Source organism: Streptomyces sp. CB03238, assembly GCF_002099185.1.
Lineage (GTDB): Bacteria > Actinomycetota > Actinomycetes > Streptomycetales > Streptomycetaceae > Streptomyces.
This window is the reverse complement of the sequence record NZ_NBCN01000013.1, coordinates 62,191-85,889: the sequence shown is the minus strand read 5'-3', so window position 1 is coordinate 85,889 and position 23,699 is coordinate 62,191. Positions and strand designations below refer to the sequence as shown.

Sequence of the window (23,699 nt, the reverse complement as noted above, 5' to 3'; positions counted from 1 at the left end):
TGGCGAACACTTGTGCTCTGCGACCGCGGGGGTGTGACCAGGGCGAGCCGTGTGCCGCGGCTCCGGCACCCCCAAGGCGGTCACGAACGGCCGAAAACATGGGGGAGCGATGGGGACGGATTCCGCACGCGGCGAGCTGGCCCGCGTGCTGTTCACGAGGGAGCAGATAAGGGACCGGGTCCGGGGGCTCGGCGCCGAGATCACTCGTGACTACAGAGGCCGGGATCTCGTGGTCATCGGCGTCCTCAAGGGAGCGGCCGCCTTCACCGTCGACCTGGCGCGGGCGATCGACCTGCCGCTCGCCATGGACTGGGCCGCCGTGTCCACCTACGGGCGGGGCAGCACGGCCGGCGAGCCCCGGCTCCTCAAAGACGTCGGTGAGGACCTGACCGGGCGTGACGTCCTCGTCGTGGAGGACATCCTCGACACCGGCACCACCCTCGCGTGGCTGCTGGCGCGCTTCCGGGAGCAGGCTCCCGCCTCGCTGCACTCATGCGTGCTGCTGCGCAAGCCGCACGCCGTCGCCAAACCGGTGGAGCCACGGTACGTGGGCTTCGACATCACGGAACACTGGGTCGCCGGCTACGGCATCGACTACGCCGAACGGCACCGGAACATCGAAGACATCCACGAGGTGCGCCTTCCCACGGCAGCGCCCGCGACGTCCGGCTGATCCCCCGAACCCTTCCCCCACCGCCGTCGGCTCGCAGGAGCCCGGCGGCCGTCACGCCTGCCTGTCTGGAGAGTTGTGGAGAACTACGACCTTGTCATCATCGGTTCCGGCCCGGCCGGACTCGCCGCCGCCGCGCGGCTGGCGGGAGCGCCGTACAGCGTCGCACTGATCGACGGGGGCAAGCCCGTCACCGAGCGGGACCGCTACGCGGCGGTCGACATGACGCGCGGGCACGGGGGCGCGGGGCTGTTCTCCGACGGAAAGTTCTCGTTCTTTCCCTCGGCCAGCGAGCTGTGGACGCTGCCCCGCACGGCCGATCTCCAGGACGCGTACACCTGGACCTGCGACCTGCTCGGCTCCTACGGCCTGGACACCCCGCCGTTCCCCTCCGACCCCACCGCGTACTCCGTGGGAGCCGGTGAGTGGATCCTCAAGGAGTACCCCTCCGACTACCTCTCGCTGGACGCGCGCCTGCGGCTGACCGCCGACATGGTCGCCGCCACGGACGCCACCGTCATCACCGAGACCGAGGTCGAGAAGGCGGTGTACGAACCCGACGGCGACCTCTTCCGGCTGACCTTGTCCGACGCCAAGGGCCAGACGTCCGAGCTGACCGCCCGCCGCCTGGTGGTGGCCAGCGGCAGGTTCGGTCCGCTGGGCCTGCGCAGCCTGACCGAGGAGCGCTCCTTCCGCCGGCTGGAGGTGGGCTTCCGTATCGAGCAGCCGGCCGACAAGGCGTTCTTCAAGGACATGAAGCAGCTGGACCCGAAGCTGCGCTTCCGCGAGCAGGACGGCAGCGTGGAGTGGCGGACCTTCTGCGCCTGCCGTGACGGCGAGGCGGCCCTCACCGAGACGCAGGGCCTGTGGACGGTGTCGGGACGCTCCGACTGCCCGGCGACCGGGCGTTCCAACGTGGGCTTCAACACCCGCATCCTGGACGAGGCCGTGGCGAAGCGGGCCATGGCCCCGGCGCTCGCCGCGATGGCGGACGAGGAGTCCTACTTCACCCTGTCCATGGAGGCGCTCCTGGCGGGCGAGCCGACGGCGGTCGCCACCTTCGAGGGCGTCTACGGTCCGGAACTGCGCGAGATCATGGTGCGCGGCCTGACCCGCCTCGCGGCCACCTACCCGGTGATACGCGACACCGACACCCGGCTGATAGGGCCGACGCTCGAAGGTGTCGGCTGGTACCCCAAGGTGGACGGTGACCTGCGCCTCCTGGACACTCCCGCATGGGTGGCCGGTGACGCGTGCGGGCTGTTCCGTGGCATCGTGGCGGCGATGATCAGCGGCCACTACGCGGCGGACTCCGCACGCAGGGAACTGGAGGCACTGCGGTGACGGACCCGTCCACCCGGCGCCCCGCCCCCGTCGTCGGGGTCGGCGCCCTGCTGCTGCGCTCCGACGGCGCCGTACTGATCGGGCACCGGATCAAACCGGGGGAGCCGGAGTCCTGGTGCCTGCCCGGCGGCCATGTGGAGGCCGGGGAGACCTTCGAGGCGGCCGCCGCCCGGGAGATCGCCGAGGAGACCGGGATCCAGCAGGTGCTGGACACCCGGGTGTTCACGCTCGCGCTGCGCGTCGGCGGTGACCGTACCCATGTCACCGCCGGCGTGCTGGCACGGGTGGGGTCGGACGAGTCGTCGGCGAGCCTCCCGGAGCCTGAGGTCTTCGACCGGTGGATCTGGGCCCGGCCCACGGAACTCCCCGCTCCGCTCTTCCCCGCGAGCGCGGCGCTGCTCGCCGCCTGGCTGGACGAGCCCGCCCCCGAGGGCTGGGCCCTGTATCCGGCAGCCGTGACCGGGGCACAACCGCACGCGGGCCGATGAGCCGCCTGCACATCTTCGACATGGACGGCACCCTGCTGCGCGGCACCACGGCGAGCCTGGAGATCGCCCGCAGCCTGGGCTGCCTGCCCGACCTGCTCCGGCTGGAGGCCGCCTTCGCGGCCGGGGCCGTGGACACCCGTGGCTTCGCCGCGGAACTCGGGGCGCTGTGGGGCGAGTTGACCCCCAATGTCGTCGCGGATGTGTTCGCCGGGGCCCCGTGGATCGCCGGGCTGCCGGAGGTCCTCGCGGACATCCGGCGGCGCGGTGAGCACTCGGTCGTCGTCACGATGTCCCCGGACTTCTTCGCCGGCCTCCTGGGGGACGTCGGTGCCGACGAGGTGGTCGCCTCCCGCTTCCCCCCGCTGCCGATGCGCACCGCACCCGACCCGGCCGGGATCCTCACGCCGTCGGACAAGGTCGTCATCATGGAGCGGATCCGGACAGCTCTCGGTCTCAGCCATGAGAGATGCGTCGCGTACGGGGACTCCCGCTCGGACGTCCCCCTCTTCCGCGCGCTCCGTCACACCGTGGCGGTCAACGCGGACAGCACCCTGCGCGCCCTCGCCCGCTACCAGTACGACGGCGACGACCTGCGCGAGGCCTATGGCATCGCCAGGACCGGACCGTATTCCCCTCAGGATTCCTGTCACGACAAGGAGCGCCGGCCGGCATGAGTTCCCAGAAACACGCGGATGTCTTCCGGTTCGACCGGCGCGCGTGGACGAAGCTGCTGGTCCTGTGCACCGCGGTGCTCTTCGAGGGAATGAGCCTGTCGAGCATCAATGTGCAACTGGCGGGCATCCAGAGGGACCTGGCGCTGCGCCCCGACCAACTGCAGCTGGTGGCCAGCGCGTTCCTCACCACGTACGCCGGTCTCCTGCTCGCCGGCGGCTCGTTCGCGGACCGGTGGGGACGTCGGCGGATGTTCCTGAGCGGCGTGGCGGTGTTCGGCGCGGGCTCGCTCGGGGCGACGCTGGCCCAGGAGGCCGTCCTGCTCATCGTGGCACGGGCCGCCCAGGGGGTCGGAGCCGCCATCACCGCGCCCGCCGCCGTGGCGCTGATCGTCGCGGGATTCCCCGAAGGAGCCGCGCGCAACCGCGCACTCGGCGTGTTCAGCGCCATGGGGGCGGCGGGCTTCTCGCTCGGTGTGGTCATCGGCGGCCTGCTGACCCAGGGCTTCGGCTGGCGCGGCGCGTTCTTCCTCTACGTACCCCTGGCCCTGGCGGTGGTGGCCCTGGGGCCCCGCGTCCTCGATCCCGAGAGCGAGGGGGGACAGCGCCAGGGCTCGATGCCGTGGCTGCCCGCCCTGATGATCACCGGTGGCCTGATCGCCGTGGTGTACGCGGTCGGACGGGTCGGTACCGGTTCCGCGGCCGAGGTCACGGTGGTCGCGGGCGCCGGCCTCGTACTGATTCTGGCGTTCCTGGTGGCCCAGGTGCGGGCCCGCGTGCCGCTCCTGCCGCTGTCGCTCATGGCCGACCGCCGGATGGCGGCGGCGTGCGTCGCACTGGGCGGCGCGTTCGCCGGCATCACCGGTGCCATGTTCCTCGTCGCGACCGATCTGCAGGAACGCCAGGGCCACTCGGCACTGGTGGCCGGGCTCGCCTTCCTGCCCCAGGGACTCGCGGTGGGCCTGCTGTCCACACCGGCGGCCCGGCTGGCCGACCGCAGGCCCACCACACGGCTCCTGCTCGCCGGGCTCGCCGTCATCACCGTGGGCCAGCTGCTCTACACCACGGTGGAGGGGGGCGGCTATGTCACGCACATGCTGCCCGCGGCGCTGATGGTGGGCGCGGGGATCGCCGTGGCCTACCCGGCGGCGGTCATGCTGGCCAGCGCCGCTGCCGCCATGCACGACCAGGGCACCGCGTCGGGGGCGCTGGTCACCTTCCAGCAGGCGGGCGGGGCGCTGGGTGTCGCGGCGGTGACCGGAATCCAGAGCGTCGCACCGGGCAGCCTGTGGACCGGCCCGTACAGCCTGTGGGGATGTTTCGGCTTCGCAGCCGTGGCGCTGCTCGGCTGCCTTGCGCTCCTTCTGCCGGGGAGCGGTGGCGAAAAGCGTCCCGTGGGCGAACCCCGGGGTGAGGCCACGACTCCCCAGAGGGCCGGCTGAGGCTTTTTGCACCCCCTTTACGAAGGGGGCTTTTTCCGTGTCTCCGCATTGCCCCTGCGGCACACTGAGCGGCAACGTCCTTATGTTCACGGTTAGTTGATGCACCGTCAGTGTCCATATGCTGGACAGTTGGTTGCTGCTTCAAGCGGCCGTGTGATGTGCTGTTTTCGGCCGCAAGCCGAGGCGAATTGACAGAGTGCTCGCGGTTTCCCGTGAGTTCGCCCCACGGTGGCGTGCTCCCTTTCGTTCGGCTTTCATTCGCTAGGTCTTGAGTGAAGTCGTCGCGGCATTTCATCCATCCCCTCCGGTTGGAGTGAGATTCTTATGATGCTTGAGTCCGCGAGATTGCTCCGTGCCCGTAGTTATGGTGAAGCGGCGCAGCTCTACGAGGATTCCCGGCCCACGTACCCCGAGGAACTGATCGACCGGATCGCCCGGAGCGTCCCCGACGGCCGCGTGGTCGAGATCGGAGCCGGCACGGGGAAGGCCACGCGGCTCCTGGCCGCACGCGGCCTGCGGATCACCTGCGTCGAACCGGACCCGGGAATGGCGGAGGTCCTGGTACGGCTGTGCTCCCAGCACCCGAACATCGACGTCACCGTACGGTCCTTCGAGGACTGGAGCCCGCAGCGGAGGATGGACGGCCTGGTGTGCGCCCAGGCCTGGCACTGGCTCGACCCGGTCCGCCGCTGGGACAAGGCCGCCGAGGTGATCGCTCCCGGCGGACTGCTCGCGCTGTTCTGGAACGTGGAGCAGTGGGACCGCGTACCCGGGCGTGAGTCACTGGAAGAGGTCTTCTCCGCCTACGGCCAGGAGGCGCAGGACGACGGAGGCCTCGACCTCGCCGACTGGCCGGGCGACGCGATCGAACGGCATCCCGCGTTCCACGGGCTCGAGGTCCTCACCTACGACTGGGAACAGAAGTGGACCGCGGCCGACTTCGCGGCGTACCGCAGTACGACGTCCCAGGTCCGGATCCTGCCCGCCGACGTGCGGGAGGCCCTTACGGCCGACGTCGAGTCGACGATCGAGCGCTGCTTCGACGGTGAACTGACCGTCCCTTGGCGCACGTACCTGTTCCTGGCACGCAGAGCCGGCCGCTGAGACCCGGCCCGGCAGGCCCGCCCCCGTTCACGCCCGTTCACGCCGTTCACGCCGTTCAAGGAAGCCTCGATGCCTCGTCGCCTGTTCACCTCGGAATCGGTCACCGAAGGGCACCCCGACAAGATCGCCGACCAGATCAGTGACACCGTCCTCGACGCGCTGCTGCGGGCGGACCCCGCCGCACGCGTGGCGGTCGAGACGCTGATCACCACAGGTCAGGTGCACATCGCCGGAGAGGTCACCACCACCGCCTACGTGGACCTGGCGCCCCTGGTCCGCGAGACCGTTCTCCGCATCGGATACGACAGCTCCAGCAAGGGCTTCGACGGCGCGTCCTGCGGAGTCTCCGTCTCGATCGGCGCCCAGTCGCCGGACATCGCGCAGGGCGTCGACACGGCGTACGAGAAGCGCGTCGAGGGGGAGGGCGACGAGCTGGACCGGCAGGGCGCCGGTGACCAGGGCCTGATGTTCGGGTACGCGTCGGACGAGACGCCCGAGCTGATGCCGCTGCCGATCCATCTGGCGCACCCGCTGTCCAAGCGTCTGACCGAGGTCCGCAAGAACGGCACCATCCCTTACCTGCGTCCCGACGGCAAGACCCAGGTCACCATCGAGTACGACGGTGACAAGGCCGTTCGCCTCGACACGGTCGTGGTCTCCTCGCAGCACGCCTCCGACATCGAGCTCGACGCGACCCTGATCCCCGACATCCGTGAGTTCGTCGTCGAGCACGTGCTCAAGCAGCTGCTGGACGACGGCATCAAGCTGGACACCGAGGGCTACCGGCTGCTGGTCAACCCGACCGGCCGTTTCGAGATCGGCGGCCCGATGGGTGATGCCGGTCTGACCGGCCGCAAGATCATCATCGACACGTACGGCGGTATGGCCCGCCACGGTGGCGGCGCTTTCTCGGGCAAGGACCCGTCCAAGGTCGACCGCTCGGCCGCCTACGCCATGCGCTGGGTCGCCAAGAACGTCGTCGCGGCCGGGCTGGCCTCGCGCTGCGAGGTCCAGGTCGCGTACGCCATCGGCAAGGCCGAGCCGGTCGGCCTGTTCGTCGAGACCTTCGGCACCGCCAAGGTCGAGGTGGAGCGGATCGAGACGGCGATCAGCGAGGTCTTCGACCTCCGCCCGGCCGCCATCATCCGCGACCTCGACCTGCTGCGCCCGATCTACGCGCAGACCGCCACCTACGGCCACTTCGGCCGCGAGCTGCCGGACTTCACCTGGGAGCGCACCGACCGGGTCGACGCGCTGTCCGCCATCGCATCGGCCTGAAAAGCAGCTCTGGTATTTGCGGCGTCAACTGGTCTGTGGGTGAAGGGAGTTGCGGCCGGGGAACCCCCGGGTCGCCGGATCCCCGCCGTACGGACCGACAAGGCGTAGCCCAACCGCACGTCAGGAAGGGGAGGGGAATGGCCGGGACCCGGTTGGCCCCCGAGGATGAACGGCAGCACGCGTCGGCGCATCCGGCACCACCGGTGCGCGGCAGCGTGACGGCGGTGCAGGGCACGGCCCTCTACATCGGGGCCGTCCTCGGCACCGGAGTCCTGACCCTCCCGGGATACGCGGCACGGCTGGCCGGACCCGCGTCGCTGGTCGCCTGGGTCGGGATGGTCGCCCTGTCGATCCCCCTCGCCATCACTTTCGCCGCGCTGGGCTCCCGGCTCCCGGACTCCGGCGGTGTCTCCACGTACGTCCGGCAGGCGTTCGGCCGCAGGCCCGCGGCGGTGGTCGGCTGGTGGTTCTACATCGGGGCTCCGGTGGGCGTCCCGGCCCTGGCGATCTTCGGCGGTTCCTACCTCTCCGCACTCATCCACGGCAACCAGGACGCGACCGCCCTCTACGCGGCGCTGCTCCTGGGCATCGGCCTCTTCTCCAACGCCTTCGGCGTGCGCGTCTCCGGCCGGGTCCAGCTGTTCCTCTCCGGCGGCCTCGCCCTGATGCTGGTGGTCGCCGTGCTGGTCGCGGCCCCCCACGCCCGGCTGGACACCATGCAGCCCTTCGCCCCGCACGGCTGGTCCGCCGTGGGTTCGGCGGCGGCGCTGCTGGTGTGGTGCTTCACCGGGTGGGAGACGATGACCCATCTGGCGGGGGAGTTCGCGCGGCCGGAGCGTGACATCAAGCGGGCGACGACGGGAGCACTCGTCCTCATAGGGGTGCTCTACCTGCTGCTGGCCACGACGACCGTGCTCGTCCTGGGCGGCTCGGAGGAGGCGGCCGAGACACCGCTGGCGTCGTTGCTCACCTACGGCTTCGGCTCCGCCGGACCGGCACTCGCCACCCTGGTCGCGGTGCTCGTCACGCTCGGCACCATCAACGCGTACGTCGGCAGCACCGCCAAGCTCGGAGCCGCGCTCGCCCGCGACGGGGCCCTGCCGAGGTACCTCGCGCCCGGTGCCGAGACCGGGGGAGTCCCACGGCGCAGCCTGTTCGTCGTCTCCCTCGTCTCCGGGGCGGCACTGGCCCTCGCCACCCGGGCGGGGGTCGGCGTGGAGGTGCTGATGCTGGGGTGCACGGCCTGCCTGATCGCCGTGTACGTGGTGGGCACGGCGGCGGGCATCCGTCTGCTGCGTGACGGCGGCGGCGGGGCCAGGCTGATGGCGGGGCTGGCCCTGGTGATGCTCATATGCGTGCTCGGGCTCACCGGCTGGTTCCTGCTGTGGCCGGCGTTCCTGGCCGTCGTCGCCGCCGTATTCACCCACTTCCACCGTAATAGAGAAGCGTGATGACCGAACTTCCCGAGCGTTTCGAGACCGTGTACAAGGCCCTCGACCGGACCGATCTGCTGGCCGCTCCGGTCGCGGCGGCGCTGGCCGGCCGGCCGGGGCCGACTGCCTCCGACTCCTTCTTCGTCGTGGACAGCGACCCCGCCGTCGCGGACACCGCCGCCTTCTGTGAGCGGTACGGGGCGCGCATGGAGGAATCGGCGAACTGCGTGGTCGTCAGGGCGAAGAAGGGCGCGGATTACCACCTGGCGGCCTGCATGACCCTCGCCCACCGGCGACTCGACGTCAACGGCGCCGTCCGGCGCCACCTCGGGGCTCGTAAGGCCTCCTTCGCGCCCATGGACGTCACGGTGGAGGAAACGGGCATGGAGTACGGCGGCATCACACCGCTCGGCCTGCCGTCGTCCTGGCCGGTCCTCATCGACGCCGCCGTGGTGGAGGTGCCGTACGTGCTCCTCGGCAGCGGGCGGCGACGCGGCAAACTGCTGGCCCCTGGCAAGGCCTTGGCGGAAACGCCCGGAGCGCGGGTCGTGGAAGGCCTCGCCCAGGACCTGGCCCCGTAGATCCGCCACACCGCTCACGGCTCAAGCTCACCGCTCACAGCGCTGACATAGATACCGGGATGGCCGATGTCACTTTCTGAACGTGTCCTGATCGTTTCCCCCCAGAAGACCGGCACCCATCTGATCCAGGAGCTCATGCTCGAACTGGACTTCAAGATCGTGGGAGCGACCCGGCCTTCCCCCAGGAACACGCCGGTCTTCGGGGACGAGGAACGCCGGCGCATCGCCCGTCTGGTGCACAACGACGCGGCGTACGAGGAGATCGCCGGCCTGGCGGGCTCACCGGAGTTCGTCACCAGGACCGACGAGGCGTGGCAGGCGCTGTGCTGGAGCTGGTACCGGCGCTTCGGGCAGCCCGTGGCCAACCGCTACGGCCAGGAGAAGTACGACCTGGTCGACGTCACCGCCACGAACCCCACGCTGGCGAGCACCCGCTTTTCCCAGACCCCTCCCGGATTGTGCTGGATATGGCACGACCTCGATATATCGGCCGTCGACGGAAGTTTCATCGGCGAGTGGTGCGACACCGGAGAGCCGCCGGTCGTGCTCAATTACCGCGACCCGCGCGACGCCCTGGTCTCCCTCATCAACTTCGTGGACGGGAAGACCTCGAAGGGATTCGGCAACTTCTACGAGCGCCGCGTTTTCCACGCGATCCTGAGCAGCAAGTCCACGATGTCCGAGAAAATCGACTACGCGCTGCGTGACCCGTATTTCCTGGCACGCACCGAGTACGAGAAGGCCATCTGGCTCCTGCACCACCCGGGTGTGTGCAAGGTCCGGTACGAGGACCTTGTCGGCCCCAAGGGCGGGGGTTCCAGGGACGCGCAGGTGACCGCCGTGCAGCGGGTGCTGGAACACGTCAACGCGGCGGACCAGGATGCCGAGGCCATCGCCGACCGCATCTACAACACCGATGCCTGGTCCTTCTACCAGGGCCGGACCGGTACGTGGCGGGAGGTGTTCTCCAAGGAGAACGTCGCGCTCTTCGACGAGCGTTACGGACACGTCCTCGAACAGTACGGCTATGAGTGAGCCCGTGGCCGTCGCGGCGGGCGACGGCGTGACCGACGACTCCACGGACGCCGGCCGCCTCCGGGCGTTCGTCCTGCTGGGCGGTTTCGGCGTCATCTGCCGCAACCCCGAGTACCTGGAGGACTTGCGCGACCGGGGGTTGCGGATCCTCCTCGTCACCCCGGCGAAGTGGCGCGACGAGACGCTCGCCAGGACCGCCGACCCCACGCACCCGGCCTCGGCCGTCGATGACGTGGCGTTCGTCGCGGGGTCGATGGAGTCCGAAGGGACGTTCACCGCCGAGGTGATCGCCCACGCCCGGCGGTGGCGTGAGCGGTACGACATCGTCGGCGTATACGCGGTGGGGGAGATCCTGGTCGAGCAGGCCGGACTGGTCGCCGACGCCCTCGGGCTGCGCTCGCCCGGTCTGCGGGCCGGCCGGGTCTGCCGCAGCAAGTACCTGCAGCGGTGGTACCTGGACGAATGGAGCCCGGCCTCGACCGTCGTACCGGCGAGCGAACGGGACACGTTCGACCCGGCCGGCGTGCGCTTCCCGGCGATCGTGAAACCCGCCGCCCGGCACTCCAGCTCCGGGGTGACCGCGGTGACCGCTCCCGACGAGCTGCGGGCGGCGCTCGCCCGGTTCGCGCCGGGGGAGAACGCCCTGGTCGAGGAGAAGGTGGCGGGGCAGGAGTTCTCGGTGGAGGCCCTGGTGCAGGACGGCAAACCGGTGTTCGCCTCCGTCACCACCAAGGAGACCACCGAGTCGGTCTCCAGCTCCTTCGTGGAGCTGTCCCACAGCGTGCCCTGCCCGCTGCCCTCCGCCGTCACGTCCCTGCTGGACGCCAACAGCAGGATGCTGGAACTGCTGGGCTTCCAGGACGGGATCGCCCACTCCGAGTGGCGGCTGACGTCGGACGGCCGCGTCCGGCTGATGGAGGTCGCCGCCCGTACCCCCGGCGACGGACTTCTGGTCCTCTACCACCTGGCCACCGGCGAACCCCTGGAGAAGCACATCCTCAAGGTGGCGCTGGGTGAGCCGACCACCTACCCCCGGCCGCGCCGCTACACCCGCCAGGTGTACCTCGACCACGAGCCCGGCGTCCTGTCCGACGTCGTACTGCACTGGCCGGGAGTGGAACCCGTGTGGGTCGGTGAGAACGGCATGTGGCCACCGATCGCACCCGGACGGGCGGACGATCCACCGACGCTCCGCGGAGTGCTGGTGCTGCGGGAGCGCGGCAGCGTCCTCGGCCCGCTGCGGGACTCCGACGACCGCGCCGTGACCTTCTTCATCGACGCGGCCGCCCCGGAGGAACTCGACGCGCTGGAGCAGCAGGTCCGCACGTCCCTCCATGTCCGCGTCACCCCCGGGTGACGCACCATGACGGACACTCGGACGGCGGAGCTGCTGCGCGTCGCCGCCTTCCGCCGGCTGTGGACCGGCGATCTGGTGGCCCGGCTCGGCCATCAGATCGCCCAGTTCATGCTGCCGCTGACCGCGCTCACCGCACTGCAGGCCGGCGCCTCGGACGTCGGACTGGTGTCGGCGTCCCAGACCGTTCCGGTGATCGCGCTGTCGTTGGTGGCCGGTGTCGCGGCGGACCGGGTGCCCACCCGGACCCTGGTGGTGGCCTGCAACGCGCTGCGCGCCACCGGGTTCGGGCTGCTGGGCCTGGTGTACGCGCTGTCCGGCCTCGAACTGTGGCTGCTGATCGCCACCGCCGTACTGATCGGATCGGCGACCGTCTTCTACGACGTGGGCTACCAGGCGACCGTGCCCAGGGTCCTCACCGTTGAGCAACTGGCCGCGGGGAACGGGTTTCTCCAGGCCGGTATCTCCGCCACGCAGATGGCCGGGCCGGCGCTCGCGGGCTTCCTCGTCCAGTCCGCCGGGCTGCCGACCGCCCTGGCCGTCACCGCGCTGCTGTTCGTCGCCGCGGTGGTGAGCTTCTGGACGCTCGACGCCCAGGACCGCGGGCGGGACCTGACGAAGGCGCGGGCGCTTCCGCTCGCCGAGGGCCTGAGGTTCACCTGGAGGTGCCGCCCCATCCGTGACCTGTGCGTGCAGTCGGGCCTGTTCAACCTGCACGAGCAGGCGTTCCTCACCGTGTTCCTCATCTACGGGGTCAGGTCCGCGGGCATGTCCGGCGGTGAGGTGGGCCTGGTCATCGGGGCGGCCGGCGTGGGCGCCCTGACGGGTGCGCTGGTCACCGGGCACAGGGCGGAGCGGCTCCATGCCGGCCGGTCGGTCCTGGTGGGGCTGTTCGCGGCGGCGCTGGCCCTGCTGGTGCCCACCCTGTTCGCCGCGCAGTCGCGTTTCGTGGTCGTCGCGGTCTTCCTGGCGGGGTTCTTCCTCAACGGTTTCGCGCAGTCGCTGTACAACGTCTTCGTCGTCAGTCTGCGTCAGGCGATCCCGCCGCAGGAGTACCTCGGTGCGGTGACCGCGAGCTACCGGCTCGTCTCCTTCGGGCCGATGCCCCTCGGGGCGCTGCTCGGCGGTGCGCTGGCCGACCTGCTCGGGGCCGGAGGGGCACTGCGCGTGGTGGCCCTGTCCATGCTCGTCTGCTCGCTGTTCATCCTCCCTTCGCCGGTCAGACGGTTCCGTACGGTCCGCGACGCCCGGACCGGGCAACGGACCGAACCCCAGCCCCCGGCACCCGACCGACCCGAGAGGGAGGCGGCATCGTGACGTCGGTGACCTCCGCGCGGCTGCACGACGACGGACTGGCACGCATCCCGCCCGCGGACTGGCGGATCGTGGCAGGCGACGACCGGCTCGACCTCGCTCACCCCTACCTCGCCTTCCGCGAGCACGTCGAGCCCGGCCGGCCCGTCGCCCTCACCCTCGCCGACCAACACGGCCCGGCCGTCGCCGTGCACGGTGCGCTGACCACCCCCTCGACCGCGCTGTTCAGCCACCCCTGGAAAATGCTGACCAGCCCGCAGTTCCTCCGCGCCGACGAGCGGCCGGCCGAAGCGGCGGCGCTCCGGGCGGAGCACACGGCGCTCATCGAGGCCGTCGCCGGCCCGGCCACGGCGCCCGGCAGCGGAGAGACCCCGGCCCCGCATCTCGCGCTGTCCCGGGCGCTCGGCGAAGCACTGGTGATCCGGGGATTCGACAGCAGCGAAGTGATCCGCCGACCGGACCTGCCCCCGGCCGCACGCCTGCGCGCGAGCACCGACCTGATCGCCGCGGCCCAGGACGCGATACGGGACGGCCTGGCAGGCGCGGTCGTCCTGCCCTTCGTCGACCCCGGGGACCAGGAACTGCGGCAGGTGCTCGGGGCCCGGGGCTTCCAGCAGGCCGAGCTCACCGCGATCAGCCTGTTCGACCTCTCCCGCCACCCCTCGTACGACGCCTTCCTCGCCTCGATGCCGCGTGACCGCCGGTACCGGTTCCGCTCCGAACCCCGGGCGCTGGAGACCGCCGGGCTGCGGCTGGAGACGGTCCGCCTGGACGACACCGTCGAGCGGGTCACCGAACTGGAGGTGGCCACCGCGCGCAAGTACGGCGGCACGCCACGCCCCGACGCCCTGCTGGCCACCCGGCGCGCCATGGCCGGCCTGCTGGGCCACGCGATCCGGGTGCCGGCGGTGCGGCGCCCGGACGGGACGATCATCGCCTGCGGCCTGCACCTGGCCGATGGACAGGCGTACTACGCCCTCGTTTACGGGTGCGACTACGGCGACCCCGAGCGCAGTACCTCCTACCAGTGCGTCAACTTCTACGACCCGCTGCGGTACGCGCTGGACAACGGGATCCGCCGGGTGCGCATGGGCTTCGAGGCGTTCGCCCCGAAACTGCTGCGAGGCGCCCGGCTCGTACCGCGCGAGACCTGGCTCTGGGTCCCGGACCGGCGTCGTCTCGAGGCCCTCGGCCGCCTCCTGCGCTTCCTCGGTGAGCGGTGCGGCCCGTACCTCGCCGCTCTCGCCTCCCACCATCGTCCTCCCGCGTGATTGGAGCGAACTTCCTTGATCATCTGTGGTCTCAAGCTCACCCACGACGGCGCGGTCGCCCTGCTGGAGGACGACCGGCTCGTCTTCAGCGTCGAGATGGAGAAGATCGGAAACAACCCGAGGTACAGCGAGGTCACCGACGCCGGAATCGTCGCGGAGATCCTGGCCGGCTTCGGCTACCGCGTCGAAGACGTCGACCACTGGGTGGTGGACGGCTGGGACGGCCGTGACCAGGGCACCGCCACCCTGTCCGACCAAGGCACTCCCGCCACCTTGGCGCTCGCCCCGTACCGGGAGAACGAGCGGATCACCGACCTGCTCCAGACCGGCCGTACGGGCCGGTTCACCATAGCGGGGCGCCCCCTGACGTACAGCAGCTACCTCCATGTCACCGGCCACCTGGCGAGCGCCTACTGCTCCAGCCCCTTCGCCCCGGCCGGCGAGCCGTCGTTCGTCCTGGTGTGGGACGGCGGCATGTTCCCCCGGCTGTACTTCGCCGACCCGGAACGCGGGGTGGAGAACGGCGGCGCCCTCTTCCCCCTGATAGGCCACGCCTATGCGACGGCGGCCCACCACTTCGGCCCGTTCCGCCGGACCGATGAGTCCAAGACCGTCGACGACCTCTCGGTGGCGGGCAAGCTCATGGCGTACATCGCTCTGGGCACCGTACGCGCCGGCGTCATGGACGTGCTGAGGGAGGAGTTCTCGGAACACTTCGAGGGACCGGGGCCCAAGGCCACCGCCTACCGGGCCGCCATCGGCGGATGGGGCAGCAACGCGGAGCCCTCGCTGAGCCAGGTCCACGACTACTTCTCCTCGGTACGCCGGCGGCTGGCGGGCGACGCCGTCCAGGACGAGGACGTGCTCGCCTCGGTCCACCAGTTCCTGGAGGACCTGCTGGTGGAGCGGGTGGCGGCGCGGGTACGGGAGTGGAAGGGCGAGGGGCCCTGGAACCTCTGCTTCGTCGGTGGCTGCGCCCTCAACATCAAGTGGAACAGCGCGCTGCGTGCCCACCCCGCCTTCGCCTCGGTCTGGGTGCCCCCCTTCCCCAACGACTCCGGTTCCGCCATCGGCACCGCGGCGGCCCACCTGATCGCCACGGAGGGCATCGGGGCGATCGACTGGAACCCCCGGCTGGGACCTGCCGTGAAGGACTCCGCCCCGCTCGCCGGCTGGACGTCGACGCCATGCACGCCCGAGGAACTCGCCCGGGTGCTGCACGAGACGGGCGAGCCGGTGGTCGTGATCGACGGCCGGGCGGAGCTGGGCCCGCGCGCGCTCGGCGGCCGGTCCATCCTCGCCGCGGCCACCGACCCGGCGATGAAGGAACTCCTCAACAAGGTCAAGAACCGGGAGCACTACCGTCCGGTGGCGCCCATCTGCCTCACCGAGGAGGCGCCCGCCGTCTTCTCGCCGGGGACGCCGGATCCGCACATGCTCTTCGACCACGACGTCCGCCCGGAGTGGGCCGCCCGCATCCCCGCCGTCGTCCACCTCGACGGCTCGGCCCGGCTCCAGACCGTCGGTGCCGAGGACGACCCCACCCTCCGTGCCGTACTGCGGGAGTACCACCGGCTCAGTGGAATCCCGGTCCTGTGCAACACCAGCGCCAACTTCAACGGCTCCGGCTTCTTCCCGGACGTGGCCTCGGCCATGCGCTGGGGGAGGCTCGACCGCATCTGGAGCGACAACGTCCTCCACGCCCGCGAACTCGGGCCCGCCGCACCGGAGGCTGCCGATGGAACTCGATGACATCAGGGCGTTCGACGCCTGGTACGAGAAGGCCGGTGTACGCGCCGCGGCGCGGCGCACCGTCGACGAGGACGACACGGACATCCTCAAGGAATTCTTTCCCCGGCGCCTCGTCCCCCACCTCGGACATCCGCTGGTGGCCGAGCGGGAGCAGCCGCTGCAGCGCTACCTCTCGGCCCAGCACCTCTACCAGTGGCTCAACTTCACCTCGCACTTCGAAGTGGCCGTGGTCTGCCGGGCCACGCAGCGGATCGCCGAGAACAGGTGCGGGCTGGAGGTGTCCAACACGGCGCGGATGAACGCGTTCAAGATCATGGTGGACGAGGGGTACCACTCGCTGTACAGCCTGGATGTCGTCGACCAACTGGAGAAACGGTCCGGTATTGGCGCGCTGCCCTACGACTTCGGCCCGTTCATCCGGAACCTCGACGCCATCGGCCACGGCTACCCGCAGCACCGCCGGCTGGTCCAGCTCCTCCAGGTGGTGGTGTTCGAGACGCTGATCACCTCGATCCTGGTCGACATCCCCAAGGACCCCGACGTGATCACGGTGGTCCGGGACACCGTGAGCGACCACGCCATCGACGAAGGCAGGCACCACGCCTACTTCTCCGCCTTCTTCCGGTACCTGTGGGGCCAACTCGACCCGGGCGAACGGCGTCTGGTCGCGCGGTTCCTGCCGGACGTGATCGTACGGTCCCTGCACCCGGCCACCGCGCCGGCGCACGCCGCGCTGCGCCAGGCCGGGTTCTCCGAGGACCGGGCCCGGCTGATCGTCGCGGAGTCCTACCACCGTGACGCGGTGCTCCGGAGCATCCGGTTCGCGTCCGCCAAGACGGTGGCCCTCTTCGAGGACTGCGGCGTCCTGGACATCCCGGGAGCCCGCGAGGGCTTCGTCGAGGCGGGCCTCCTGGAGGAACCGCGGACGTAGCGTCGTGCCATGCCTCACTGCTGATGGTGGTGCCGGCTCTGCCGGACGTCCTTCACGAACACGATGCCGTCGCTGTCCGCCAGGTGGGCCGGGTCGAGCGGGGCGTAGCCGAACCAGGGGGATACGCGGGAGGCGGGCCGCGTGTCGCCGAGGGCGGTGGCCAGCCGCGCGGCGTCGATGACGCAGCGGTCCTCCGGGAGCGCGTACAGGAGTCCTTCGACGGTGTCCGGCGGCGGCGTGTCCACACCCTGGTGCCGGATCGTGCCGAGGGCCGTGGCCACGAAGGCGTACCCCTCGCCGAGTTGGGCGCTCACCAGCGCACCGGCGCTCCACCACTCCACCGGCATCCCGCCCATCCGCATCGTGCTCTTCCCGCGCTGAAGATGGGAGTTGTGGGCGTGGACGAGCGCCGGGCCCCGAGCGGCGACGGCGAGGAGGTTGTGGGCCATCATCTGGTCCCGCACGCTCACCAGCCGGGTCATGCGGGCGGGTGAGGTGTCGGCCATCCAGTAGTGGTAGCGCAGCAGGCCGGTCGCGGTGCGTCCGTACAGGCGCGCCCGGTCCCAGTCGTCCCGCGAGGTCGCCGTGATCAGGTGTGGCGTCTGCGCGTCGAGCAGCGCCACCAGATCGTCGGCGAGCAGCCGCAACTCCCTGGCCTCGGCCGACTGCCCCACGGACCGGGCCGGGTCCGTCATCGCGGCGGGAACGGTCCACCGGTCGTCGGTTCCGAGCAGGCGGTCGAGTGTTTCCCCGGTGCAGGGGAGCAGGTCCGCGTCCACCCGGGCCGCGAGGTAGCCGTGGAGTGCGGTGAGGGCCTGCCGGGGGCTCGCGGCGTGGGTGATCTCCAGCGGGCCGTCGAAGCCGGCGAAGCGGAGCCGCTCGGACGCGGGCCGGCCGTCGTTGTACGCCCGTATCCACCGCACGAGTTCGCGGTTGGCCGCGGAGGCGCCCCACCCGTGGCTGAATCCGCGCTCCATGACCTCGCCGAGGGTGCCGGTGCCCGAGCTGACGTGGTCGTCCACGACCAGGCCCCTCATGCAGTCGCTCTCGATCGCGATGGTCCGGTAGCCCTCCTGCTCGACGAGCCGGCGGAAGAGCTCGTTACGCAGGTCGAGCAGCGTCTCCTCGCCGTGGGTGGGCTCGCCCAGGGCGAGCAGCCGGGGCCGGGCCGGGAGCAGCCTCATGACGGCGGCAGCCTCGACGGCATGGACGGCGTCCTTGATGTCAGTAGCCATGCCTTCAACGCTATCGTTGAACAATCGATTGAAACTTTTCCGCGATAACGTCAGCACCATGGGGCGAAACCTTCAAAGCGGTGATCGGCTCAGGCCGGTCGACCTGGCGCGCGCGCACGGTCTGTCCACGCAGGCGATCAGGAACTACGAGGAGGCCGGCATCCTCCCGGCCGCCGCTCGCACACTCCACGGCTACCGCACCTACACCCCGCTGCACGCGGGTGCCCTGCGCGCGTTTCTCGCCCTGCTGCCCGGCCACGGCCACCGGACGGCGACGTCGATCATGCGGGCCGTGAACCAGGGCGCGACCGATGAGGCGTTCCGTCTCATCGACGAGAGCCACGCCCAGCTCCTCGACGACCGGCGGACCCTCCAGGCCGTGGAGAGCGCCCTCCGCGACCTGGAGCCCCTCACGGGACCCGGACCGGCCGCAGTGTCCGGGCCCGGCGGCACGTTCATCGGGCCGCTGGCAAGGAAGCTCGGAATCCGGCCCGCGACGCTGCGCGCATGGGAGCGCGCCGGGTTGGTGAGCCCGCGCCGCGACCCGCGGACCGGGTACCGCGTCTACGACGAGGCCGACGTACGGGACGCCCGGCTGGCCCACCAGCTCAGGCGGGGCGGCTACCTCCTGGAGCAGATCGCCCCGCTGATCGCCCAGGTGCGGGCGGCCGGCGGGCTGGAGCCGCTCGAGGCCGCACTGCGCGACTGGCACGGTCGGCTGTCCGCCCGCGGGCGGGCGATGCTGACCGGGGCGGCAGAGCTGGAGGCATACCTCCGCGAGCGCGGTTGACAGGCGCGCACGGCTGCCACTTGTTCCCGCTGGAAGCGTCGCCCTGAAGGCATGCACATGAAAGCACCGTCAAACAGCTTGCCTGGTTTGACGGTGCTTTCATGTGCACCGAGGAGGACCTCGCCAAGCCGTTCAACGAGGCACATCGACACCATCGCCGGCATGGGCCGCCAGTACTTCGGCGCCGACCGGAGCTTCGAGTCCAACCTGGACCGCAGCGCACGCCGCGCCGCGTGGCGGATGATCCGCCGTGAGGCGGGCATGGACGACGAGGGCTGAGGCCTTGTGCGGTGTGCCCCGTCCGTGCCACACGAACGGGGCCCCGCTCCCTACGCCTGCGCCCCGGAAGCCAGCCCGATGAACCCGGCCCACGCCTCGCGCCCAACGGTCAGCACGGGCCCGTCGAGCCGCCGCTTGGAGTCCCGGACGTGCACGGTGCCGGGTGAGGCGGCCACCTCGACGCACTCGCCGCCCTCCGCCCCGCTGTAACTGCTCTTACGCCAGGTGAGTTCCGATGCAGTGGACGAAATCCGTGCGGTGTTCATAGCTCTCCCAGCAACTTCTCGATGAATTCCGTGGTCTCTCGCGGCGTGAGAGCCTGGGATCGGATAATCCCATAGCGCGCAGCGACGGAGCGCACTTCGTCGCGGTCGGTGAGCAGGATGCTGCGGCCTTGTACCTCCAGGTACGCGACCTGGTCACCCCCCTTGCGTGTGATCAGCGTGAACGGGCCGTCCACGCCCGCATTGTCCTCGCGATCCGTCGGCATCGCTTGGATCTCGACGTTGCGCTTCTGGCCGATCAGCAGGATCTGTTCAAGGACCCCACGCATCACAGGCTTCCCACCGAACGGCCGACGGAGAACTGCTTCCTCGATGACGAAGCTCATCAGCGGTGCCGGCCACCTGTTGAAGATGTCCTGCCGGGAGATACGGGCCGTCACTCGTTGTTCGATGGTGTCTTCATCCAACAGCGGGCGCCGCATTGCGAGGAGCGCGCGCGTGTACTCCTCGGTCTGCAGAAGCCCAGGCACAGCCTGCACCGCGTACAAGAACAGCTCAAGGGCCTCGGCCTCAAGCCGTGCCGCGTCCCGGAAGAACGCCGGGTACTGGGACCGCGCCACCTCCTCCTTCATCGCGACCAGCACACCCCCCGCGTCCAGCACCTCATCCGCCCGGTCGATGAACCGCGGTGGTGGAATGCGTCGCCCCTGCTCGAAAGACGCGACCGACTGGGCCGCGTACCCCACCAGCCTCCCGAACTCGTGCCGGTCCAGCCCCGCCCGCAGTCGCAACAACTTCAACTGGCGCCCGAACGCCGTCACCACACCCGAGCTGGGCTCGTCCTCCGGGCGCCGGCCCTCGGGTTCCCGCGCGTCCCGGTCGTCCTCGTCCCGCATCGCTGCCGCCTTTCCCGCCACGTACAGCGCGCCTGTCGCCGCGTACAAGAACGCCGCGACGGCGCGTCACCCATGGTCACGCTACGCCACCACGGCCCACCGTGGAGTCATGACGAGGAACCCCGTGAGCAACACCCGGACCAGCCAACTCAACCAGCCCGCCCACCATTTCGAAATGAGGTTCAGCTCCACGCCTCGCGGCGCCCGCCTGGCGCGCAGGCTCTCCGCCGAGCGGCTGGACGCCTGGGGCGTCCCGTACGCCACCGATGCCCACGACACGCTCACGCTGCTCGTCGCCGAGCTGGCCGCGAACGCCGTACGTCATGGGCGCGTACCCGGGCGGGACTTCCTGCTGCGGCTCACCGCCCATGACGCGACCGTACGCATCGAGGTCACCGACACCCGCGGCGAGCGGCTCCCGGCGCCCCCGGCCGGCGTCCCCGGGCCCGACCGCACCGGCGGGCGCGGGCTGCTCCTGGTGGAATGCCTCGCCGAACGGTGGGGCTGGTACCCCCGCACCAGTGGCACGCCCGGGAAGACCGTGTGGGCGGAGTGCGACACGCCCGCCCGCGCCACCGTGGCCGATTCTCGGCCGTAACCGCCGGATCCGGTCCACTTCACTGGACGGAAGATCACCGAGCCCACGAGCCTTGTTCCCGACCATGTCGGGCAGGGTGCCGCAGCAGGTGATCGCCGGACGTTACGAACTCCTGGAGGAGCTCAGCCACGGCGGCATGGGGGACGTGCGGCGCGGCTATGGCGCCGTGCTGGACCGGCCGGTCGCCGTGAAGCTGATCCGGCAGCAGGCCGTCACCTCGCCGCAGCTCGCGGAGGAGTTCGCCAAGCGGTTCCGGCGCGAGGCGAGGATCAGCGCCCGGATCCAGCACGCGGGCGTGCCGCAGGTGTACGACGCGGTGCTCGACGACTCGCTGGAGCGGCTGTTCCTCGGCATGGAACTGGTCGACGGGGTGCCGCTGTCCGCCTACACCCAGCCCCTGGCGGCGGCAGGAAGGGCCGCAGCGTGTGACCGAGGCGCGTGCCGCGCGCCGGCCGCACCGTCCCCGCCGCCTCCTCAACCCGGCCCGGGGCCGGTCGCTCGGGCGATGAGGCCGGCGGCGGTCGCCGAGGCGATCGCGCCGAGCATGGCGTCGTCCAGCGGGTCCTGGAAGGCGAAGAGCGCCATGAACACCGGGCCGCTCAGCAGCAGGTGCGCCAGCGCCGGGTCCAGGGGTTGGGGTAGTTCGCCGCGGTGTTCCGCGCGGGCCAGGAGGGCGGCGAAGTCGGCGCGCTGCTGGGCGACGAAGGTCTGCTGGAGCCGGGTGGCCAGCTCCGGTGAGCGGGCCGTTTCGGCCAGCAGGGCGGGGATCACCTGGCGGGCCAGGGGGTTGGTCAGACGTTCGTGGATGAGCCGTGCCAGCGCGTGCAGGTCCGCGCGCAGGGAGCCGGTGTCCGGGGGTGGCTCGATGCTCATGTCGTGGACCGCGGCGGCGAAGAGCAGCTCCGCCTTGGAGCCGAACCGACGGTAGATGGCCGCCTTGCCCACGCGCGCGCGGGCTGCGGTCGCGTCCATGGTCACGCGGGCGTACCCCACTTCGGCGAGGAGCTCGCGCGCGGCGGCGAGCACCGCGTGGTCGATGTGGCTGTCCCTGGGGCGCCCCAGCTGTTGTCCGGAGTCCGGCATGGTGGCAGTATACGAGACCGCAGTTCCGGAACTCCAGTCTCAGAATGCTCGCCACCGCCCGCTCTCCCGAGGAGGATCCCCATGCTGGACAAGCGGCAGGAGACGCACGGCGCGCACCCGGTCCGACTGGACCACTGGCTTCCCGGCGCCCACTGGCGCACCCACCACGAGCGCGCCGTCGCGGCACCCGTGCCAGAAGTGGCCAGGGCGCTCAAAGAGGTGACGTTCAGAGAGACGAGGCTGCTGCGACCGCTGATGACGCTGCGCACCCTGCCCTCCCGACTGCTGGGCCACAGCGACGGGAAGCCGTTCGCGGGCGACGCCGACGCGATCGAGGGCATGAAGCGGATGGGCTTCATCGTGCTGGACGACGTGCCCGGCGGCGAACTCGTCACAGGCTTCGTCGGACAGCCCTGGAAGCCGAGCCTCCTCAAGGCGGTCGTCCCCGGCCTGAGCCCCGAGGAGTTCCTGGCGTTCGACCGGCCCGGATACGTCAAGGGGGTGACGGGCCTCTGGGCCGAACCCGACGGTGCCGGAGCGCGGCTGCGCACCGAGACCCGCGTGTACGCCACGGACCCGGGCGCGGCCCGCCGGTTCACGCCCTACTGGGTCTTCATCGAGCCCTTCAGCAGTCTCATCCGCCGCGACCTGCTGGCCGCGGTCGGCCGCCGTGCCGAACGCGCGGCCCCCGGCGGCCCCGGCGGTGACGCGCGCCGCCGGGCCTGACGGCAGCCGTCAGGTGGTCCTGGCCTTCGGCATGAGCACATGCAGGGCCCACTCGAGCGGACCGCGCCGGAGGGGCGTCCGGTGGAAGACGAACGCCCAGACGGCACACGCCACGAGCGAGACCCCGCAGAACGCGCCCAGCGCCGGCCAGCCGTGGTGCGGGTGCAGTTCGGCGCGCGCCACGACGTGGACCGCGTACACCGACAGGCCCATCGTGCCCACCACGGCCAGCGGGCGCAGCAGCGTCTCCAGCGCCCTGCTGCGGCAGGCGGCGACCACGAGGCCGAGGAGGAGCAGGCTCACGCCGATGTTGGCGACGGTCTCGAACGGCGTCTGGCTGTAGGGCCCGTCGACCAGCAGCCAGGCCCACGAGGTGCTGGGGATCGCGCCCGCCTGCCGGGCGAGCACGGCCTGCACCGGGTCCGGGGCGTTCACCGCGTACGCGTGGCTCTCGGCGATCGCCCGCAGCAGCGCCTCGCGCCCGCCGCCCGGGCCCAGCGCCAGCGCGGACAGGCCGTGCCCGGCGAGCGTGACGAGCGCCCCCCAGCCGATGAGACGGCGACCGACACCCGGCCGGCGCAGGTCGGCGATCCGCCCCAGGGCCATGCCGACGACGACGTACGGGAAGTACGTCAGCAACGGGTACGCGCCGGACAGCAGCAGCGTGTCCAGCGCGCCGGTGAACCCGGACCAACTGGTGACGGCCTCGAAGCCCGGGTAGCGCCCGCGGCCGATGACGCGGTAGCCGAAGTACGGCCCGAGGACGTACGACAGGGCGGGGCCGAGGACCACCGACACCGCCGCGACCGCCGTGAGGGCGCGGGTGCCCAGCCGGGCGAGCGGCTCGGCGGCCAGGAAGTACAGCGCGAAGAACGTGAGGATCACGGCGATCCCCGACCGCAGCTCCGTCAGCGCGAGCCCGAGCGCCGCGAGCACGGCACACCGGACGATCGTGGAGCGCAGCGCCCCGGCCGGCTTCGGACGGGGCCGGGTGCCACCACGGGAGAGCGTCAGGGACAGTCCCGCGATGAGGGTGAAGATGGCGGGGGCGCGCCCGTCGAAGGCCACCAGCAGAAAACCCGCGCCTTCGGGCTTCGCGGGCGGGCCGATGTGCGCGGCGAACATGGCGAACACGGCGATGGCGCGGGCCACGTCCACGCTGACCAGTCGCCCGGTGGGCAACCCTGTCGTGGTGGCCGT

Annotated in this window: 23 protein-coding genes and 1 pseudogene; 19 read left to right on the top strand and 5 right to left on the bottom strand. The window is 71.1% G+C overall.

Features of this window, described 5'->3' with window-relative positions:
* Nucleotides 1-109 precede the first annotated feature (109 nt).
* From hpt to BKD26_RS24170, 15 genes are all read left to right on the top strand, one after another.
* The gene (gene hpt / locus BKD26_RS24240) at nt 110-673 is read left to right on the top strand and encodes a hypoxanthine phosphoribosyltransferase (protein WP_084901943.1); all 564 of its coding nucleotides are present in this window, start codon (nt 110-112) and stop codon (nt 671-673) included.
* A 75-nt stretch (nt 674-748) separates the two neighbouring features.
* Nucleotides 749-2,014 (top strand): FAD-dependent oxidoreductase, encoded by a 1,266-nt coding sequence (locus BKD26_RS24235; protein ID WP_084901941.1) that lies wholly within the window; start codon nt 749-751, stop codon nt 2,012-2,014.
* Nucleotides 2,011-2,502, top strand: coding sequence for an NUDIX domain-containing protein (locus BKD26_RS24230; RefSeq protein WP_179166667.1), 492 nt, complete (start codon nt 2,011-2,013; stop codon nt 2,500-2,502). Before BKD26_RS24235 ends, BKD26_RS24230 begins: the two co-directional genes overlap by 4 nt.
* On the top strand, nt 2,499-3,176 hold the full coding sequence (locus tag BKD26_RS24225; RefSeq protein WP_084901936.1) for a haloacid dehalogenase-like hydrolase: 678 nt from the start codon (nt 2,499-2,501) through the stop codon (nt 3,174-3,176). The genes BKD26_RS24230 and BKD26_RS24225 overlap by 4 nt, the downstream gene beginning before the upstream one ends.
* Complete coding sequence (locus BKD26_RS24220; protein ID WP_084901933.1) at nt 3,173-4,615, top strand: MFS transporter; 1,443 nt, start codon at nt 3,173-3,175, stop codon at nt 4,613-4,615. The genes BKD26_RS24225 and BKD26_RS24220 overlap by 4 nt, the downstream gene beginning before the upstream one ends.
* 345 nt (nt 4,616-4,960) lie before the next feature.
* The gene (locus BKD26_RS24215; protein ID WP_206603705.1) at nt 4,961-5,719 is read left to right on the top strand and encodes a class I SAM-dependent methyltransferase; all 759 of its coding nucleotides are present in this window, start codon (nt 4,961-4,963) and stop codon (nt 5,717-5,719) included.
* 69 nt (nt 5,720-5,788) lie between these two features.
* Complete coding sequence (metK, locus tag BKD26_RS24210) at nt 5,789-6,997, top strand: methionine adenosyltransferase (protein WP_084901928.1); 1,209 nt, start codon at nt 5,789-5,791, stop codon at nt 6,995-6,997.
* Between the two features lie 137 nt (nt 6,998-7,134).
* Entirely contained in the window at nt 7,135-8,448 is a 1,314-nt protein-coding gene (locus BKD26_RS24205; protein ID WP_084901926.1) for an amino acid permease, read from the top strand.
* Complete coding sequence (locus BKD26_RS24200; protein ID WP_084901923.1) at nt 8,448-9,011, top strand: YbaK/EbsC family protein; 564 nt, start codon at nt 8,448-8,450, stop codon at nt 9,009-9,011. Before BKD26_RS24205 ends, BKD26_RS24200 begins: the two co-directional genes overlap by 1 nt.
* Before the next feature lie 66 nt (nt 9,012-9,077).
* The gene (locus tag BKD26_RS24195; protein WP_084901921.1) at nt 9,078-10,046 is read left to right on the top strand and encodes a hypothetical protein; all 969 of its coding nucleotides are present in this window, start codon (nt 9,078-9,080) and stop codon (nt 10,044-10,046) included.
* Nucleotides 10,039-11,403, top strand: a complete 1,365-nt coding sequence (locus BKD26_RS24190) for an ATP-grasp domain-containing protein (protein ID WP_084901918.1) — start codon at nt 10,039-10,041, stop codon at nt 11,401-11,403. The genes BKD26_RS24195 and BKD26_RS24190 overlap by 8 nt, the downstream gene beginning before the upstream one ends.
* A gap of 6 nt (nt 11,404-11,409) precedes the next feature.
* Nucleotides 11,410-12,717: an MFS transporter gene (locus BKD26_RS24185; RefSeq protein ID WP_084901916.1), complete on the top strand. Its 1,308-nt coding sequence runs from the start codon at nt 11,410-11,412 to the stop codon at nt 12,715-12,717.
* Nucleotides 12,714-13,985 (top strand): GNAT family N-acetyltransferase, encoded by a 1,272-nt coding sequence (locus tag BKD26_RS24180; RefSeq protein WP_084901913.1) that lies wholly within the window; start codon nt 12,714-12,716, stop codon nt 13,983-13,985. The genes BKD26_RS24185 and BKD26_RS24180 overlap by 4 nt, the downstream gene beginning before the upstream one ends.
* A 15-nt stretch (nt 13,986-14,000) precedes the next feature.
* Nucleotides 14,001-15,737 (top strand): carbamoyltransferase N-terminal domain-containing protein, encoded by a 1,737-nt coding sequence (locus BKD26_RS24175; protein WP_084901910.1) that lies wholly within the window; start codon nt 14,001-14,003, stop codon nt 15,735-15,737.
* The gene (locus BKD26_RS24170; protein WP_084901908.1) at nt 15,724-16,668 is read left to right on the top strand and encodes a diiron oxygenase; all 945 of its coding nucleotides are present in this window, start codon (nt 15,724-15,726) and stop codon (nt 16,666-16,668) included. The genes BKD26_RS24175 and BKD26_RS24170 overlap by 14 nt, the downstream gene beginning before the upstream one ends.
* A gap of 14 nt (nt 16,669-16,682) precedes the next feature.
* On the opposite strand, the gene BKD26_RS24165 is transcribed toward BKD26_RS24170, so the two are convergent.
* The gene (locus tag BKD26_RS24165; RefSeq protein WP_084901905.1) at nt 16,683-17,903 is read right to left on the bottom strand and encodes an erythromycin esterase family protein; all 1,221 of its coding nucleotides are present in this window, start codon (nt 17,901-17,903) and stop codon (nt 16,683-16,685) included.
* 58 nt (nt 17,904-17,961) lie between these two features.
* Between BKD26_RS24165 and BKD26_RS24160 the strand changes: the two genes are divergently transcribed.
* The gene (locus BKD26_RS24160; RefSeq protein WP_084901903.1) at nt 17,962-18,693 is read left to right on the top strand and encodes a TioE family transcriptional regulator; all 732 of its coding nucleotides are present in this window, start codon (nt 17,962-17,964) and stop codon (nt 18,691-18,693) included.
* A 329-nt stretch (nt 18,694-19,022) separates the two neighbouring features.
* Here BKD26_RS24160 and BKD26_RS24150 read toward each other — a convergent pair whose 3' ends face one another.
* Nucleotides 19,023-19,238, bottom strand: a complete 216-nt coding sequence (locus BKD26_RS24150) for a DUF397 domain-containing protein (protein ID WP_084901899.1) — start codon at nt 19,236-19,238, stop codon at nt 19,023-19,025.
* The gene (locus tag BKD26_RS24145) at nt 19,235-20,092 is read right to left on the bottom strand and encodes a helix-turn-helix transcriptional regulator (RefSeq protein WP_084901896.1); all 858 of its coding nucleotides are present in this window, start codon (nt 20,090-20,092) and stop codon (nt 19,235-19,237) included. Before BKD26_RS24145 ends, BKD26_RS24150 begins: the two co-directional genes overlap by 4 nt.
* A 109-nt stretch (nt 20,093-20,201) precedes the next feature.
* On the opposite strand from BKD26_RS24145, the gene BKD26_RS24140 reads away from it, so the two are divergent.
* Both BKD26_RS24140 and BKD26_RS41510 read left to right on the top strand, forming a co-directional pair.
* Entirely contained in the window at nt 20,202-20,690 is a 489-nt protein-coding gene (locus BKD26_RS24140; RefSeq protein ID WP_084901894.1) for an ATP-binding protein, read from the top strand.
* Nucleotides 20,691-20,766: 76 nt separating this feature from the next.
* A pseudogene (locus tag BKD26_RS41510) lies at nt 20,767-21,078 on the top strand (serine/threonine protein kinase); the annotation flags it as partial.
* A gap of 86 nt (nt 21,079-21,164) precedes the next feature.
* Here BKD26_RS41510 and BKD26_RS24130 read toward each other — a convergent pair.
* On the bottom strand, nt 21,165-21,773 hold the full coding sequence (locus BKD26_RS24130) for a TetR/AcrR family transcriptional regulator (protein WP_084901892.1): 609 nt from the start codon (nt 21,771-21,773) through the stop codon (nt 21,165-21,167).
* An 81-nt stretch (nt 21,774-21,854) separates the two neighbouring features.
* Here BKD26_RS24130 and BKD26_RS24125 point away from each other — a divergent pair, with 81 nt between their 5' ends.
* Complete coding sequence (locus BKD26_RS24125; protein ID WP_084901890.1) at nt 21,855-22,499, top strand: hypothetical protein; 645 nt, start codon at nt 21,855-21,857, stop codon at nt 22,497-22,499.
* Nucleotides 22,500-22,508: 9 nt separating this feature from the next.
* Here BKD26_RS24125 and BKD26_RS24120 read toward each other — a convergent pair whose 3' ends face one another.
* Nucleotides 22,509-23,681, bottom strand: a complete 1,173-nt coding sequence (locus BKD26_RS24120; RefSeq protein WP_084901887.1) for a heparan-alpha-glucosaminide N-acetyltransferase domain-containing protein — start codon at nt 23,679-23,681, stop codon at nt 22,509-22,511.
* Nucleotides 23,682-23,699 lie beyond the last annotated feature (18 nt).

Bases quoted from the DNA above. Each gene is read 5' to 3' on its own strand.
- BKD26_RS24165 (WP_084901905.1), bottom strand. From the start codon at position 17,903: ATGGCTACTGACATCAAGGACGCCGTCCATGCCGTCGAGGCTGCCGCC.
- BKD26_RS24125 (WP_084901890.1), top strand. From the start codon at position 21,855: ATGCTGGACAAGCGGCAGGAGACGCACGGCGCGCACCCGGTCCGACTG.
- metK (WP_084901928.1), top strand. From the start codon at position 5,789: ATGCCTCGTCGCCTGTTCACCTCGGAATCGGTCACCGAAGGGCACCCC.
- BKD26_RS24145 (WP_084901896.1), bottom strand. From the start codon at position 20,092: ATGCGGGACGAGGACGACCGGGACGCGCGGGAACCCGAGGGCCGGCGC.
- hpt (WP_084901943.1), top strand. From the start codon at position 110: ATGGGGACGGATTCCGCACGCGGCGAGCTGGCCCGCGTGCTGTTCACG.
- BKD26_RS24150 (WP_084901899.1), bottom strand. From the start codon at position 19,238: ATGAACACCGCACGGATTTCGTCCACTGCATCGGAACTCACCTGGCGT.
- BKD26_RS24140 (WP_084901894.1), top strand. From the start codon at position 20,202: ATGACGAGGAACCCCGTGAGCAACACCCGGACCAGCCAACTCAACCAG.
- BKD26_RS24160 (WP_084901903.1), top strand. From the start codon at position 17,962: ATGGGGCGAAACCTTCAAAGCGGTGATCGGCTCAGGCCGGTCGACCTG.
- BKD26_RS24195 (WP_084901921.1), top strand. From the start codon at position 9,078: ATGTCACTTTCTGAACGTGTCCTGATCGTTTCCCCCCAGAAGACCGGC.
- BKD26_RS24170 (WP_084901908.1), top strand. From the start codon at position 15,724: ATGGAACTCGATGACATCAGGGCGTTCGACGCCTGGTACGAGAAGGCC.
- BKD26_RS24225 (WP_084901936.1), top strand. From the start codon at position 2,499: ATGAGCCGCCTGCACATCTTCGACATGGACGGCACCCTGCTGCGCGGC.
- BKD26_RS24190 (WP_084901918.1), top strand. From the start codon at position 10,039: ATGAGTGAGCCCGTGGCCGTCGCGGCGGGCGACGGCGTGACCGACGAC.
- BKD26_RS24130 (WP_084901892.1), bottom strand. From the start codon at position 21,773: ATGCCGGACTCCGGACAACAGCTGGGGCGCCCCAGGGACAGCCACATC.
- BKD26_RS24185 (WP_084901916.1), top strand. From the start codon at position 11,410: ATGACGGACACTCGGACGGCGGAGCTGCTGCGCGTCGCCGCCTTCCGC.
- BKD26_RS24205 (WP_084901926.1), top strand. From the start codon at position 7,135: ATGGCCGGGACCCGGTTGGCCCCCGAGGATGAACGGCAGCACGCGTCG.
- BKD26_RS24220 (WP_084901933.1), top strand. From the start codon at position 3,173: ATGAGTTCCCAGAAACACGCGGATGTCTTCCGGTTCGACCGGCGCGCG.
- BKD26_RS24200 (WP_084901923.1), top strand. From the start codon at position 8,448: ATGACCGAACTTCCCGAGCGTTTCGAGACCGTGTACAAGGCCCTCGAC.